Genomic DNA, 14196 nt, shown 5'->3' on the forward strand with positions numbered 1-14196 from the left:
TCTCGCAAAAGCATCCACCAAAAAGAAAAGGACCAACTTGCGTTGGCCCAGTGGGGATTAACTTCCTGCGCAGGGTCCGATCCCAACGACCGCGGGGGGCTGGGGGCTGAGGAATCCGAGACCGGAAGAACCGGACCCGACGCAGTATCTTCTTGTCGCAATCCAGAAGGGCGCCCGATGGGCCAAAATTTGGCGGCAATAAGATTCACCTGACGTTCCCGTGACGGGAAATTTCTACCATCGGGCCTGCGGATCGGCCCTTGCAGAGGACCGCGGTCGGCGCGATCATGTCGACGATATGACAGGAGGCGCTGCATGAATGTGATTCCGGGAGATACTGAGCCCACCGAGAATCGCGCGGCGACGGGCTCTGCCGCCGCCGCGCCCGTCGTCAGCTTCAATCGCCTTGAGCTCAGCCGCATCCTCAACCTGTACGGCCGTATGGTCTCCGACGGCGAGTGGCGCGATTACGCCATCGACTTTCTGCGCGACCGCGCGGTGTTCTCGGTGTTCCGCCGCTCGTCGGAAGTGCCGCTCTATCGCATCGAGAAAGATCCGCGACTGGCGCGCAAGCAGGGCATGTATAGTGTGATCTCGGCCAGCGGCATGATTCTGCGCCGCGGCCAAGAACTCGACCGCGTGCTCCTGGTGATCGATCGCAAGCTGGCGGTGGTGTAATCGATTCGCACAGCGTCAGGGCAGCGTGCGGGCGCCGTCGCCAAGTGCGAGCTGCATCGAAACGGTATCAAGCCAGCGATCGAACTTGAACCCGACATCGGTATGCACCCCAACCATCTGAAACCCGGCATTGCGATGAACCGCGATGGAGCCGGCATTGGCGCTGTCACCGATCACGGCGACCATCTGGCGGTAGCCGCGGCTCTCGCATTCGGCGATCAGCCGCGCCAGAAGTTTGCCGCCAACGCCTCGCCGTTGGGCTTTCGGATCGAGATAAATCGAATTCTCGACGGTAAAGCGATAGGCCGGTCGCGGGCGATGCGCGCTGGCATAGGCATAGCCGACAACCCGGCCTTCCAGCACAGCCGCGAGATACGGATAGCCCCCGCTCACCATCCCCTCGAAACGCCGCGTCATCTCGGCCAAATCTGGCGGGATCAGTTCGAACGTGGCCGTGCCGAACTGCACCGCCTCGGCATAGATCGCGGTGATCGCGGGCAGATCTGCCGCCGTGGCGGGCCTGATTTCAATATCGGACATGGCGCTGAGACTATTTTTGCTCCACCCAAAAGAAAAGCCCCGGCCTTTCGGTCGGGGCTAAGATCTTCTCTATGCTCTGAGCTTATTCGCGCTGTCCGAGCAGCTGCAGCAGCAGCGTGAACAGGTTGATGAAGTTCAAGTAGAGCGACAGGGCACCGGTGATCGCCGCGCGCTCGGCGATATCGCCGCCCTGCGAGGCGTAACCGTAGATGTAGTCGTTCTTCAACCGCTGGGTATCGTAGGCAGTGAGGCCCGCGAAGATCAGCACACCGACGACCGACACGATGAACTGCAGCATCGACGAAGCGACGAAGATGTTCACGACGCTCGCGATGATGATGCCGAACAGGCCCATCAGCAGGAACGAGCCCATGCCCGTCATGTCACGCTTGGTGGTGTAGCCGTAAAGGCTCAGTGCACCGAACGAGGCAGCGGTGATGAAGAACACCCGCACGATCGACGTGTGCGTGTACACCAGGAAGATCGACGACAGCGAGATGCCCATCAGAGCCGCGAAGGCCCAGAACAGCAACTGCGCAGTAGCCGGCTTCAGCCGGTTGATGCCGAACGAGATGGCGAACACCATGACCAGAGGCGCCAGGATGAACACCCACTTCAGCGGGCTCACGAACATCGCATAGCCGAACGGCGTCAGGTAGGAGCTACCGATCCGGGCAGCGGCGCCCGACGGGTCGGTAGTCACGGCGGCCATGTACACGCCGAGAGCAGCCAGGCCGGTGATGGCCAGACCGATCGTCATGTAGTTGTAGATGCGCAGCATGTAGGAGCGCAGTCCGGCGTCCACGGCAGCGGCATCGCGCGCGCCGGCCCGGCCGAAGGGGGAAGCATAGTTACGGTCTAGATCCGACATGGTCGAAACCTCGATGTTGTCCGGCTGATCGCAAAGGGTTCGCGTCGCCGGTTCGAATTATATCCCAGATATCTGCGCTTCCTGACACTAAACTCGATTTCATAAAAAATCGATGTCATCTGCGCTCGATGCCTGACCCATAGGGTATGTGGTAAACTAACACATTCGCTGCAAGCTTCCACGCGTGGCGGAATGTCGCTCCGATTTGCATTCAGGCAACCGGGTAAACTTTCAGCCTGACGCAAGCTTGGCGATTTCTCAGTCATTTTGCACGAATCAGCCCGTGCAAAGGCTGCTTCGTGTCAAAACAGGTCACAAATTCCGTAACACGGTGGCAGGCTTCTGGTTCAAGGCTACCAACGTACCCACCAGGCCCAAACCCACTGTGACAATTAGCGCCGCCAGCACGACGCCAGCCGCGCTGCCAGCCTGCCAGACAAAGCTCAGCGTCATCAGGCGCGTGACGATCAGCCACGCCGCCACCGAGCCGGCGATGACCCCAAACACCGCCGTGGCCAGGCCGATCATCAGATATTCGAGGGCATAGGCACCCAAAAGCCGCGCACGCGTTGCGCCGAGGGTCTTGAGAATCACGGCGTCATAGACGCGATGCCGGTGACCGGCGGCCAGCGCGCCACCGAGCACGAGGATGGCCGAGAGCAGCGTCACCGCGCTGGTACCGCGGATCGCCAGCACGAGATTTGTGACAACCGATCCCACAGTGTCGAGCGCTTCCCGGACCCGCACGGTGGTGATCATCGCGAATGCGTCGGCCACCGCCTTGACCAGACCGGCGTCCTGGGACGGATCGGACTTCGGTTCGGTCAGCGTGGCAATATGGGTATGCGGCGCACCGCGGAAGGTATTGGGCGAGAACACCAGGACGAAATTGATGCCGAGGCTCTGCCAGTCGACGGACCGCATATTGCCGATCCTGGCGGTGATATCGCGGCCGAGCACGTTGACGGTGACCTCGTCGCCCAGTTTGAGCCCGAGCCCGTCGGCCAGCTTCTTCTCGAACGACACCAGTGGCGGGCCGCTATAGTCGGGCGCCCACCATTCGCCCTCGACCAGCTTGGAGCCACGCGGAACCTCGTTGGTGTAACTGAGGCCGCGGTCGCTCTGCAGTACCCATTCGGCATCGGATGACGGCTTGAGGTCTTCTGCCTTGACGCCGCGCGCGGCGACGATCCGGCCGCGCAGCATCGGCACATCCTCGACGGTCGACTGCGGCTGCTTCTCCCTGAGAAACGCGCTGAAGCGGTCGGCCTCGGTGGAGGGAATGTCGATGAAATAGAACGACGGCGCCTTCTCCGGCAGCGCTGCCATGAACTGCCGGCGCAGATTGCCGTCGATCTGGGTGACGGTCACCAGCACCGTCAGGCCGAGCCCGAGCGACATCACCACCGACGGCGTCAGCGCGCCCGGCCGGTAGATATTGGCAATAGCCAGCCGCAGCATGGTCATGCTCGGCCGCGGTAATTTGCGCGCAAAAGCCATCAATGCGCCAGCGATACCGCGCAGCAAGGCGAAAACGACCATCGACGACACCACAAATACGGCAGCGACGCGTTTGTCGTAAGCGAGCCCGACCACCACCGCGATCAGCACCCCGACCACGAGTGCCATCCAGAGTATGTAGCGCAACTTCGGCCGGTGAGATTCCGTCAATGCCGCATCACGAAACAGCGCCGCGACCGGGACGTCATGCACCCGGGCCAAGGGCCACAGCCCAAAAGCCAGCGCCGTCAGCAGCCCGTACAGCAACGACAACGCCAGCTCGCCGAGATGAAGCGCCGGCACCACCGGCAGCGGCAGCAGCTTGCCAAACAGGCCGACAATAGCAAACGGCAGGGACGCACCGACCACCATGCCGATCAGCGAGCCGATCACCGCCAGCACCAGTACCTGGGTGAGGTAGATCGCGAATACGTCGCGGCCAGTCGCGCCAAGCGCTTTCAACGACGCGATGACATCGCGGCGGCGATCAATATGGCTCTTCACGGCATTGGCGACGCCGACGCCGCCGACCAGCAGTGACGCGAGGCCGACCAACGTCAGGAACTGGGTGAATCGCGTGATGGTGCGCTCAAGCTGCGGCGACGCGTTGTCGCGCGAACGGATTTCCCAGCCGGCTTGCGGCAATTGGGCACGCGCATCGTCGGCCAGCGCCTTGGCAGCGCGATCGCCGGAAACGGTGTCCGGCAGGCGAACACGATAGATCCAGCGCACCAGACTGCCGGGCTGCAGAAGCTTGGTGGCGCGCAGAGCGTCCTCACTGGTGAGGAAACGCGGCGCGAACCCGACACCGCCAGCGAGTTTGTCGGGCTCCGCTGAAATTTCGCTGCGAAGCTCGAACGTCGCATTACCGACCGTGAGGCGGTCACCGACCTTGAGGCCTAGCCGGGCCATCAATGTCGTATCCGTCGCGGCGCCATAGGCCCCGTCGCGTTCGGCGAGCAGATCGCTCATCGGCATGTCGGGCGCCAGGGTCGCCTTGCCGAGCAAGGGATAGCTGCCATCGACGGCCTTGATCTCAACAAGCGCAAGATTGCCGTCCTGCGCGCGCGCCATGCCGCGCAGCGTTGCGGCAACCGACACTGCACCGCGTGCGCGCAAGAAGGCGAGTTCTTCCGGCTTGGCCTCACGCTGCATCAGCGAGAATGCCACGTCGCCGCCGAGCAGCGTACGGCCTTCGCGCGCCACGCCCTCGCCCAAACTTGCCGCGACCGAACCAACGCCTGCGATGGCCATGACGCCCAGCGCGATGCAGGCGATGAAAACGTAGAAGCCGCGCAGGCCGCTGCGCAGCTCGCGGAAAGCGTAACGCAACGCCAGCGACGGGCCTCGGCTGTTAGGAATGGTCTCGGTGATGGTCATCGGATCAGGCCGTCTCGACCCAGTTGCGCTCGGTGGCGGGCCCATCGATCCGGCCGGAACGTAATCGCACCACGCGGTCGCAGCGATGCGCCAGCGTATTGTCGTGAGTCACCAGCACCAGCGTCATGCCGCGCTGCGCGTGCTGCGCGAACAAGAGATCGACGATCTGGCCGCCGGTGGATTCGTCGAGATTGCCGGTCGGCTCGTCGGCGACCAGGATCGCAGGATCCGGCGCCAATGCGCGCGCCAGCGCGACGCGCTGCTGCTCGCCACCGGAAAGCTGGGTCGGATAGTGATGCAGACGGGCACCGAGACCGACCGCTTCCAGCTCGCGCGCCGCACGGCCGGCTGGGTCGGGATGACCTGCCAGCTCCAGCGGTACCGCGACATTCTCCAGCGCCGTCATGGTCGGGATCAGGTGAAAGGACTGGAAGACGATGCCGACATGACGGCCACGAAACCGCGCCAATCCGTCCTCATCGAGATCATTGAAAGAGGTGCCATTGACCACCACCTGACCGGAGTCAGGACGCTCCAGCCCCGCCATCACCATCAGCAGCGTGGACTTGCCGGAGCCCGACGGGCCAATCAGCCCGATCGCTTCACCCGATCCGACGCGCAGGCTGATATCCTTGAGGATATGCACCCGCGCAGCGCCGGTGCCGAGCGAGAGGTTGATGTTCGAGATTGAAATGGTGTCCGGCGAAACGCCGGCCGATGATGAGGCTTCAATGAAAGTATCCATGCGAGCTTCATATGGCACTTCGTTTGCGGCGGTCGAGGGGCTGCTGTGCACGTTTATGTGGCTGGTCGTCGCCGGGCTGACGGTCGCACTTCCGATCCCCACCGCCACGGCGCAGACGGCCGCCACCGGCACGGCCAAGCCCGTCAAACTGGTCGTGCTGGGGGACTCCCTGAGCGCAGGTTATGGCCTGCCGGCGGCAGCCGCGTTTCCGGTCCGGCTACAAAAGGCCCTGAAGGACAAGGGGATAGAGGTCGAGATGATCAATGCCGGCGTATCCGGGGATACCACCTCGGGCGGCCTCGGGCGGCTCGACTGGTCGGTGCCCGAGGGGACGCAGGGCGTGATCGTCGAACTCGGCGCCAACGACGCACTGCGCGGCACCGATCCGAAGGTCCCGCGTGCGGCACTCACCGAGATTCTGACGCGGCTGAAGGCCCGCAACATCGCCGTGCTTCTCTGCGGCATGGTGGCACCGCCGAACTACGGCGCCGACTATGCGGAAAAGTTCAATTCGATCTATCCGGATCTCGCCAAGCAATTTGGCGTGCCACTCTATTCGTTCTTTCTCGAAGGCGTCGCCGGGGACAGTAAACTCAACCAGGCCGACGCGATGCATCCGACAGCGGATGGGGTCGACATCGTCGTGAAAAACATCCTGCCCAGCGTCGAGGCATTTGTCGGCACGATCGCTGGGCAACGCAGTTGAGAAACAGGCAGCCTCAACCTTAATGACGGTTTTTCACGGAACCTTCATGCACCGAGCGCGGCATCTGCTTCGCAGAGTCACAGAAGTCGGGTAAAAAAAAGACATCGGTGATTCGTCACCGGCTCGTTTGTTCGGGCATGATTTTCGCCGAGGGGTGTGGGCGTGCGTAAGCACACCGTAGTCAGCACCTTTCGGCGAAAATCGCGCCCCGGCAAAGAGGAGCTGACTATGCCGCGTTTGTTCGCCGGACTGGAGATACCAGCCGAGATCGGCCAGACATTGGCCAATTTGCGTGGCGGCCTGCCAGGCGCACGCTGGATCGATCCCGAAAATTATCATGTCACGCTTCGCTTCATCGGCGACATCGACGGCGTTTCCGCCAACGAAATCGCCGATCTGATGTCGCGCGTGGAACGTAGGCCCTTCGAGGTCGCGGTGCGTGGCCTTTCGAGCTTCGGCGGCAAGAAACCCCGCGCTGTCGTCGCTGCGGTCGAGCCGAGTCGTCCGCTGCTTGAACTGCAATCCGAACTGGAACGGCTGGTGCGCCGCTGCGGGCTCGAGCCCGAGGGCCGCAAATTCACGCCGCATGTCACGCTGGCCCGACTGCGAGATTCCTGCGACCGCGACGTCGCCGACTATCTTTCGGTGCGCGGCTACTTCCCGACGAAGATCTTCACCGCCTCGCGCTTCGTGCTGTTCTCCTCGCGGGCATCCACGGGCGGCGGCCCTTATCTGGTGGAGGATTCCTACGCGCTCTGCGCATGAGCGCATATCCGCTTCGACCAATTCGCATCTTGCATTTTCCGGGCGCATGGGGCCGTTAGGGCCCCATGTCGTCCAGCCCTCCTCAATCCTTCCGCGAACAATATCAAGCCCTCGTTGCCTCCGGCGCCATCGAGGCTGACCCGGCGCAGGCCGGCGCCGTCGAGGCCATCGCGGCGCTCGATGGTGCGCTGGCCACCTATAAGCCACCGCGCAAGCAGGGCTTCTTTGGACGCCTGTTCGGCGATAAGGATATGCAACCGCCGCGCGGTCTCTACGTCCATGGCGAGGTCGGCCGCGGCAAGACCATGCTGATGGACCTGTTCTTCGAAGCCAGCGCGGTCACGCACAAGCGTCGCGCTCATTTCCATGAGTTCATGGCCGACACCCATGAGCGCATCTATAATTTTCGCCAGAAAATCGCGAGCGGCGAGCTCCCCGACGGCGATGTCATCGCGCTGACGGCGAATTCGATCTTCGACGAAGCCTGGCTCCTCTGCTTCGACGAATTTCACGTCACCGACATCGCCGATGCGATGATCCTCGGCCGATTGTTCGCACGGCTGTTCGAACTCGGCACCGTCGTCTTCGCGACGTCCAATGTCGAACCCGTCAATCTCTACAAGGGCGGGCTCAACCGCGCGCTGTTCTTGCCGTTCATCAAACAGATCGAAGATCATATGGAAGTGCGCAAGCTGGATTCGCGCACCGACTATCGATTGGAAAAACTGGCTGGCGTAAAGAGCTGGCTGGTGCCGGACGATGATGCAGCAAAGGCCGCGCTCGACAAGGCCTGGGCAAAGCTCACGGGCGGCGCACCGGCAAAGTCGCGTGATATCTCGATCAAGGGCCGCACGCTGCGTGTTCCCCTGGAAGCGCAGGGCGTGGCCCGGTTTTCATTTGGCGATCTCTGCGAGAAGCCGCTTGGCGCGTCAGACTATCTGAAACTGGCGCACGACTATCACACGCTGTTCATCGAACATATTCCGATGATGGACTACGGCGACCGCAACGCCGCCAAACGCTTCATCGCACTCATCGACACGCTCTATGACAATGCCGTGAAGCTGATGGCCTCGGCGGCCGGCGAACCGCACGCGCTGTATCAGGCCAGCGAAGGCTTCGAGGCGATGGAATTCGCACGAACCGCCTCGCGCCTGTTCGAGATGGGCTCTGAAACATATCTGGCCCTACCCCATGGCCGCAGCGATTCCACCGCGTCAGGCGCCACCACGGGCCTGGTCGAAACCTGACGCGCGCAATCAGATGGATATCAAAGCGGAATCGGTACTTTCGCGAGCGATTCCAATTTCCAGTTCACTCATAATAATTTGCATTGCAGGCCGGCGCTCGACAATTGGGCAGGCTCCGACTTGAACGGTGTCCGCGAAAGGGATAACCAGCCTGTCAGCATTTCCTGCTCCCTCCCTACCCCTTCGGGCTTAAAGGATAGATTTCCCATGGCGCGTAACAAAATCGCATTGATTGGTTCTGGTCAGATCGGCGGAACACTTGCTCACCTCGTCGGCCTGAAAGAACTCGGCGACGTCGTGATGTTCGACATTGCGGAAGGTGTGCCGCAGGGCAAATCGCTCGATCTCGCACAGTCCTCACCGGTAGACGGCTTCGACGCCAAGCTGACCGGCGCCAACTCCTATGAGGCGATCGAAGGTTCGGACGTCATCATCGTCACCGCCGGCGTGCCGCGCAAGCCGGGCATGAGCCGCGACGACTTGCTCTCGATCAACCTCAAGGTGATGGAGCAGGTCGGCGCAGGCATCAAGAAGTACGCCCCGAACGCCTTCGTCATCTGCATCACCAACCCGCTCGACGCGATGGTGTGGGCGCTGCAGAAGGCCTGCGGCCTTCCAGCAAACAAGGTCGTCGGCATGGCTGGCGTGCTGGACTCGGCGCGCTTTCGCTACTTCCTGGCCGATGAATTCAATGTGTCGGTCGAAGACGTCACCGCTTTCGTGCTCGGCGGCCACGGCGACACCATGGTTCCGCTGGTGAAGTATTCGACCGTTGCCGGCATCCCGCTGCCCGACCTCGTGAAGATGGGCTGGACCTCGCAGGCTCGCATCGACGAAATCGTCGACCGTACCCGTAACGGCGGCGCCGAGATCGTCAACCTGCTGAAGACCGGTTCGGCCTTCTACGCTCCGGCCGCGTCGGCCATCGCGATGGCCGAGAGCTATCTCAAGGACAAGAAGCGCGTTCTGCCCTGCGCCGTTCACCTGAACGGTGAATACGGCGTCAAGGACATGTATGTCGGCGTTCCCGTCGTGATCGGCGCCAAGGGTGTCGAGCGCATCGTCGAGATCGAACTCCTCGGCAAGGACAAGGAAGGCTTCGACAAGTCGGTAGCTTCGGTGGTCGGCCTGATGGACGCCTGCAAGAAGATCGCACCCGACCTGCTCGGCTAAGATCAAGCTCACTTCACCGGCACCCTCTGGGTGCCGGTTTTGCATTTGACGACATTGGCAAACACTGCAACGAACCCCTCAGCCAATTCGTCCGTCACGCGGAATTATCGTCGGCTTTGACTTGCAGCATGCTTGGTATACGGTATGCCAGTTCAAAGAAAATGACGTGAATTCCAAGTTCACCATCCGGGGTTCGGGAGCAACTTATGAATATCCATGAATATCAGGCGAAGGCCGTGCTGAAGGAATTCGGCGTGCCCGTTTCCAAGGGCGTGCCAATCCTCAAGGCCGAGGAAGCTGAAGCTGCCGCCAAGCAGCTGGGCGGTCCGTTGTGGGTGGTGAAGAGCCAGATCCACGCCGGCGGCCGCGGCAAGGGCAAGTTCAAGGAAGCATCGGCCGGCGACAAGGGCGGCGTCCGCCTCGCCAAGTCGATCGACGAGACCAAGCAGTTCGTCAAGGAAATGCTCGGCGCGACCCTCGTGACCGAACAGACCGGCCCGGCCGGCAAGCAGGTCAACAGGATCTATCTGGAAGACGGCTCGGACATCGAAAAGGAATTCTACCTCTCGCTGCTCGTCGACCGTGAAACCTCGCGCGTTGCTTTCGTCGTTTCGACCGAAGGCGGCATGAACATCGAGGAAGTCGCGCATAACACCCCGGACAAGATCGTGACCTTTTCGGTCGATCCAGCCACCGGCGTGATGGGCCACCACGGCCGCACCGTTGCTCAGGCGCTGGGGCTCAAGGGCGATCTCGCTAAGCAGGCCGAGAAGCTGGTGTCGCAGCTCTACGCCGCATTCATCGCCAAGGACATGGACATGCTGGAGATCAATCCGCTGATCATCTCCAAGCAGGGCGAGCTGAAGTGCCTCGATGCCAAGATGTCGTTCGACTCGAACGCGCTGTATCGTCACCCGGAAATCGTCGCGCTGCGCGACACCACGGAAGAGGACGCGAAGGAAATCGAGGCATCGAAGTATGACCTCGCTTACATCGCGCTCGACGGCACCATCGGCTGCATGGTCAACGGCGCCGGCCTCGCAATGGCCACGCTCGACATCATCAAGCTGTATGGCGAAAGCCCGGCCAACTTCCTCGACGTCGGTGGCGGTGCTTCCGAGGAGAAGGTGACCGCAGCGTTCAAGATCATCACTGCCGATCCGAACGTAAAGGGCATCCTGGTTAACATCTTCGGCGGCATCATGAAATGCGATGTCATCGCTGCCGGCGTTGTCGCCGCAGTGAAGGCTGTCGGCCTCCAGGTGCCACTGGTTGTCCGCCTCGAAGGTACCAATGTCGAGGAAGGCAAGAAGATCATCCGTGAATCCGGTCTCAACGTTCTGCCCGCCGACGATCTCGACGACGCCGCTCAGAAGATCGTCAACGCCGTGAAGGGAAAGTAAGCCGATGTCCGTCCTGATCGACAAGAACACCAAGGTCATCTGCCAGGGCTTTACCGGCAAGAACGGCACCTTCCACTCCGAACAGGCGATTGCCTACGGCACCAAGATGGTTGGCGGCACCTCGCCGGGCAAAGGCGGCTCCACCCATATCGGCCTGCCGGTGTTCGACACCGTGGCCGAGGCCCGCGACAAGACCGGCGCCGATGCGTCGGTGATCTATGTGCCGCCGCCGGGTGCTGCGGACGCGATCTGCGAAGCCATCGACGCGGAAATCCCGCTGATCGTCTGCATCACCGAAGGCATTCCGGTGCTCGACATGGTGCGCGTCAAGCGTTCGCTGTCCGGCTCCAAGTCACGCCTCATCGGGCCGAACTGCCCGGGCGTCGTCACCGCCGGTGAATCGAAGATCGGCATCATGCCGGCCAACATCTTCAAGCCCGGCAGCGTCGGCATCCTGTCGCGCTCCGGCACGCTGACCTATGAAGCCGTGTTCCAGACCACCCAGGCCGGCCTCGGCCAGAGCTCGGCGGTTGGCATCGGCGGCGATCCGGTCAAGGGCACCGAATTCATCGACGTGCTCGAGATGTTCCTGGCCGACCCCAAGACCACCTCGATCATCATGATCGGCGAAATCGGTGGTTCGGCGGAAGAGGACGCGGCACAGTTCATCAAGGACGAAGCCAAGCGCGGCCGCAAGAAACCGATGGTCGGCTTCATCGGCGGCGTCACCGCACCTCCCGGCCGTCGCATGGGCCATGCCGGCGCCATCGTCTCGGGCGGCAAGGGCGACGCCCAGTCGAAGATCGCGGCCATGGAAGCCGCCGGCATCCGCGTCTCGCCGTCGCCGGCCCGCCTCGGCACCACGCTGGTTGATGTGCTGAAGGGCTAAGCTGAGCTCGGCAGAGTTGAGAAAAGAAAGGCCCGCTCGCGAGAGCGGGCCTTTGTTTTGACACTCTGACTGGATCGCCCGGTCCAAGTGCGCGCCCGGCCGGGCGAGGACACTGGAGTTCTACGCCGCCTGCGCCTGCTTCTCGCCAACCAGCGGCAAACCTTCCTCGATTGGATACTTCGTATCGCGCGACCATTCGTTCCACGAACCAAAATACATCCGGACATCAGCCACGCCGGCGTTCTTTAGCGCGAGAAACGTGTTCGACGCGCGTGCGCCCTTGAAGCAGTAAAGATAGACAGTGGTCGACGGCGTGATCCTGACAGTCGCGCATTCGGCGAGGATCTCGTTCTTCGACTTGAAGCGCGGGCCTTCCGATGTCGGCTTCATCATGCGGTACCACTCGATCCAGACGGCGCCGGGAATGCGGCCCATGCGCGGGCAGAAATCCTTGCCATAGGGCGACGAGCTTTCGCCGATCCATTCATCGACATCGCGTACGTCGAGGATGGCGATCGACGGATTGCCGAGCGCGCCCTGCATGGTGCCCGCATCGATCAGGATCGAACCGGCTTCCGGCTTGATGACGAAGGATGCTGCCGTCGGCGTCGGAACGTCCGTGGTGGTCGGCAGGCCCTTCATGGTCCAGGCTTCAAAGCCGCCATGCAGGACCTTGATCTTGGGATAGCCGAGAAATTCCAGCAGGAAGTAGCCGCGGCAGGATTGGCCGAAGCCCGAATTCATCGACTGTTCGTAGATCACCGCAGTCTCGCTGCCGGACAGGCCGGCACCGCCGAAGGCCGCAGCGAACTTCTTCTTCAACTCGTCCATACCTTCGGGCGTCGAGGTGGCGAGGAACGTAAAGATCTCATGGAGATTGACGGCGCCGGGGATATGCCCGGCCGCATAGGCGTCGGGATTGCGCGTGTCGATGATGACACAAGGTTCTGACTTCATGAACGTGACGAGGTCGTCTGCGGAAATGAGAACTTCAGCCATTGAAAGCCTCCACTGTGTTGAACCATCGTTGTTGAGTCGTTTGTGCTGGATCGCCTGTCGTTTCGCCGTGACTTAAGTCAATTCGCTTTCCGTTCGCGTGATCGGGATCATTTGCATGATCGGGATCACGCCCCGCCCTGGTCTCCCTGATATTCGCGCGCATTGTCTGCGAGCATTTTTCTGAGCTGCTTGGTGGCGGGGGTGACGATCGCCACGAAATAGGCTTCGCGCAGTCGGCGCTGGGCGCGGTGCGATTTGAGATAGCCGCGCGCGCCACAATGCAGCATCGCTGCATGGGCTGCGGCGACGGCGGCGTCGCCGGCGCGCAGACGCAGTTCGACGACGCTGCGCCAATAGGCATTGCTCGTGTCAAAGGGTGTGGCGGCGAGCATCATCGTCTCGGCTTCCATCTTCGCCAGCAGACCCGCGAAATCCTCGGGCTGCTGCGGCAGGAAGCAATTGACGTGGGCGAGCGACGGCTTGACGCTCTCCATGATAGCAACGCAATCGCGCACCAGCCCGAGCCCCATGCCCATCTGCATCAGGATGAACCCCGCGCGAATTCTCTTCACGAAAGGCATCGCCGGTGCCGCGAGCACCTGACCGTCTGGAATGAAGACATCGCGGAATTGCACGGCGTAGGTGCCGGTGCCATCCATCGCGAGGAACGGCTTGCACGGCGTCAGCGAGAGATTCTCGTCGGCGCAGTCGGCGAGGAACATCACCTTCTCGCCGGAGCCGTCATCGAGTTCAAAGATGGTGCCGAACATATGGTCGGGGCCAAGATTCGATACCCATGGCAGAGCACCGCGCACGATGTAACCGCCGTTGGTGCGGCGACCTTTCAGCTTGAGCTTCTCGATGCCAAAGAAGCTCTTCATCGGATTGGACAGGCCGGTGCCGCCGAGCAGCTTGCCGCTCGCGGCATCGCTCAGATACTTCGCCTTCAGTGCGGCATTGTCGGAGTTGAGGATGTACCAGACCAGCGTGTTCTGGCACCACGCCATGAAGGCCGTGGAGCCGCAGGTCTCGCCGATGGTGGTGATGCCCGCGATCGTCTCGCCGAGATCCGCGTGTGCCGACCAGGCACCAACACCGCCGAGATGACGTAGCGCCCGATCCGGATAGATCGTGCCTTCATCTATCTCCAAAGCGATCGGTGAAAGATCGGTGCGCGCGACGGCAGCTATTCGTTCGACGAGCGACGGTGTGTCGCCGGCCCCTTCAATATCGTCAGATTTCCGCAGCACTGCCGTCGTGGTCATGTCGATCTCCGTCACGCGCAAGGAAGAGAGAC

At 61.9% G+C, this 14196-nt stretch carries 13 protein-coding genes; 7 read left to right on the plus strand and 6 right to left on the minus strand.

What is annotated here, in order from left to right; all coding sequences use genetic code 11:
- Positions 1-315 precede the first annotated feature (315 nt).
- A complete protein-coding gene (locus AB7828_RS20655; RefSeq protein ID WP_089263291.1) occupies positions 316-678 on the plus strand; it encodes a DUF2794 domain-containing protein in 363 nt (120 codons plus the stop codon).
- Between the two features lie 15 nt (positions 679-693).
- Here AB7828_RS20655 and AB7828_RS20660 read toward each other — a convergent pair whose 3' ends face one another.
- From AB7828_RS20660 to AB7828_RS20675, 4 genes are all read right to left on the minus strand, one after another.
- Complete coding sequence (locus tag AB7828_RS20660) at positions 694-1218, minus strand: GNAT family N-acetyltransferase (RefSeq protein ID WP_089263290.1); 525 nt, start codon at positions 1216-1218, stop codon at positions 694-696.
- 82 nt (positions 1219-1300) lie between these two features.
- Positions 1301-2089 (minus strand): Bax inhibitor-1/YccA family protein, encoded by a 789-nt coding sequence (locus AB7828_RS20665; protein ID WP_089263288.1) that lies wholly within the window; start codon positions 2087-2089, stop codon positions 1301-1303.
- Positions 2090-2401: 312 nt separating this feature from the next.
- Positions 2402-4969: an ABC transporter permease gene (locus tag AB7828_RS20670; RefSeq protein ID WP_441231042.1), complete on the minus strand. Its 2568-nt coding sequence runs from the start codon at positions 4967-4969 to the stop codon at positions 2402-2404.
- 4 nt (positions 4970-4973) lie between these two features.
- Complete coding sequence (locus tag AB7828_RS20675) at positions 4974-5714, minus strand: ABC transporter ATP-binding protein (RefSeq protein WP_089263284.1); 741 nt, start codon at positions 5712-5714, stop codon at positions 4974-4976.
- Between AB7828_RS20675 and AB7828_RS20680 the strand changes: the two genes are divergently transcribed.
- From AB7828_RS20680 to sucD, 6 genes are all read left to right on the plus strand, one after another.
- Positions 5713-6420, plus strand: a complete 708-nt coding sequence (locus AB7828_RS20680) for an arylesterase (protein ID WP_441231043.1) — start codon at positions 5713-5715, stop codon at positions 6418-6420. The two genes, AB7828_RS20675 and AB7828_RS20680, sit on opposite strands and share 2 nt — an antisense overlap.
- Positions 6421-6648: 228 nt before the next feature.
- Positions 6649-7185 (plus strand): RNA 2',3'-cyclic phosphodiesterase, encoded by a 537-nt coding sequence (thpR, locus tag AB7828_RS20685; RefSeq protein WP_089263280.1) that lies wholly within the window; start codon positions 6649-6651, stop codon positions 7183-7185.
- A 65-nt stretch (positions 7186-7250) separates the two neighbouring features.
- Positions 7251-8435 (plus strand): cell division protein ZapE, encoded by a 1185-nt coding sequence (gene zapE / locus AB7828_RS20690; protein ID WP_441231044.1) that lies wholly within the window; start codon positions 7251-7253, stop codon positions 8433-8435.
- Positions 8436-8642: 207 nt separating this feature from the next.
- A complete protein-coding gene (mdh, locus tag AB7828_RS20695; RefSeq protein ID WP_093757748.1) occupies positions 8643-9608 on the plus strand; it encodes a malate dehydrogenase in 966 nt (321 codons plus the stop codon).
- A gap of 206 nt (positions 9609-9814) precedes the next feature.
- Positions 9815-11011: an ADP-forming succinate--CoA ligase subunit beta gene (gene sucC, locus AB7828_RS20700; protein ID WP_441231045.1), complete on the plus strand. Its 1197-nt coding sequence runs from the start codon at positions 9815-9817 to the stop codon at positions 11009-11011.
- Positions 11012-11015: 4 nt separating this feature from the next.
- Positions 11016-11900, plus strand: coding sequence for a succinate--CoA ligase subunit alpha (gene sucD, locus AB7828_RS20705; protein ID WP_093757749.1), 885 nt, complete (start codon positions 11016-11018; stop codon positions 11898-11900).
- Between the two features lie 120 nt (positions 11901-12020).
- Here sucD and AB7828_RS20710 read toward each other — a convergent pair whose 3' ends face one another.
- Both AB7828_RS20710 and AB7828_RS20715 read right to left on the minus strand, forming a co-directional pair.
- Entirely contained in the window at positions 12021-12899 is an 879-nt protein-coding gene (locus tag AB7828_RS20710; protein ID WP_441231046.1) for a sulfurtransferase, read from the minus strand.
- A gap of 125 nt (positions 12900-13024) precedes the next feature.
- On the minus strand, positions 13025-14164 hold the full coding sequence (locus AB7828_RS20715) for an acyl-CoA dehydrogenase family protein (RefSeq protein WP_439065378.1): 1140 nt from the start codon (positions 14162-14164) through the stop codon (positions 13025-13027).
- Positions 14165-14196: the final 32 nt, after the last annotated feature.

The organism is Tardiphaga sp. 215_C5_N2_1, from assembly GCF_052076055.1.
In the GTDB taxonomy this organism is placed as follows: Bacteria; Pseudomonadota; Alphaproteobacteria; order Rhizobiales; family Xanthobacteraceae; genus Tardiphaga; species Tardiphaga robiniae.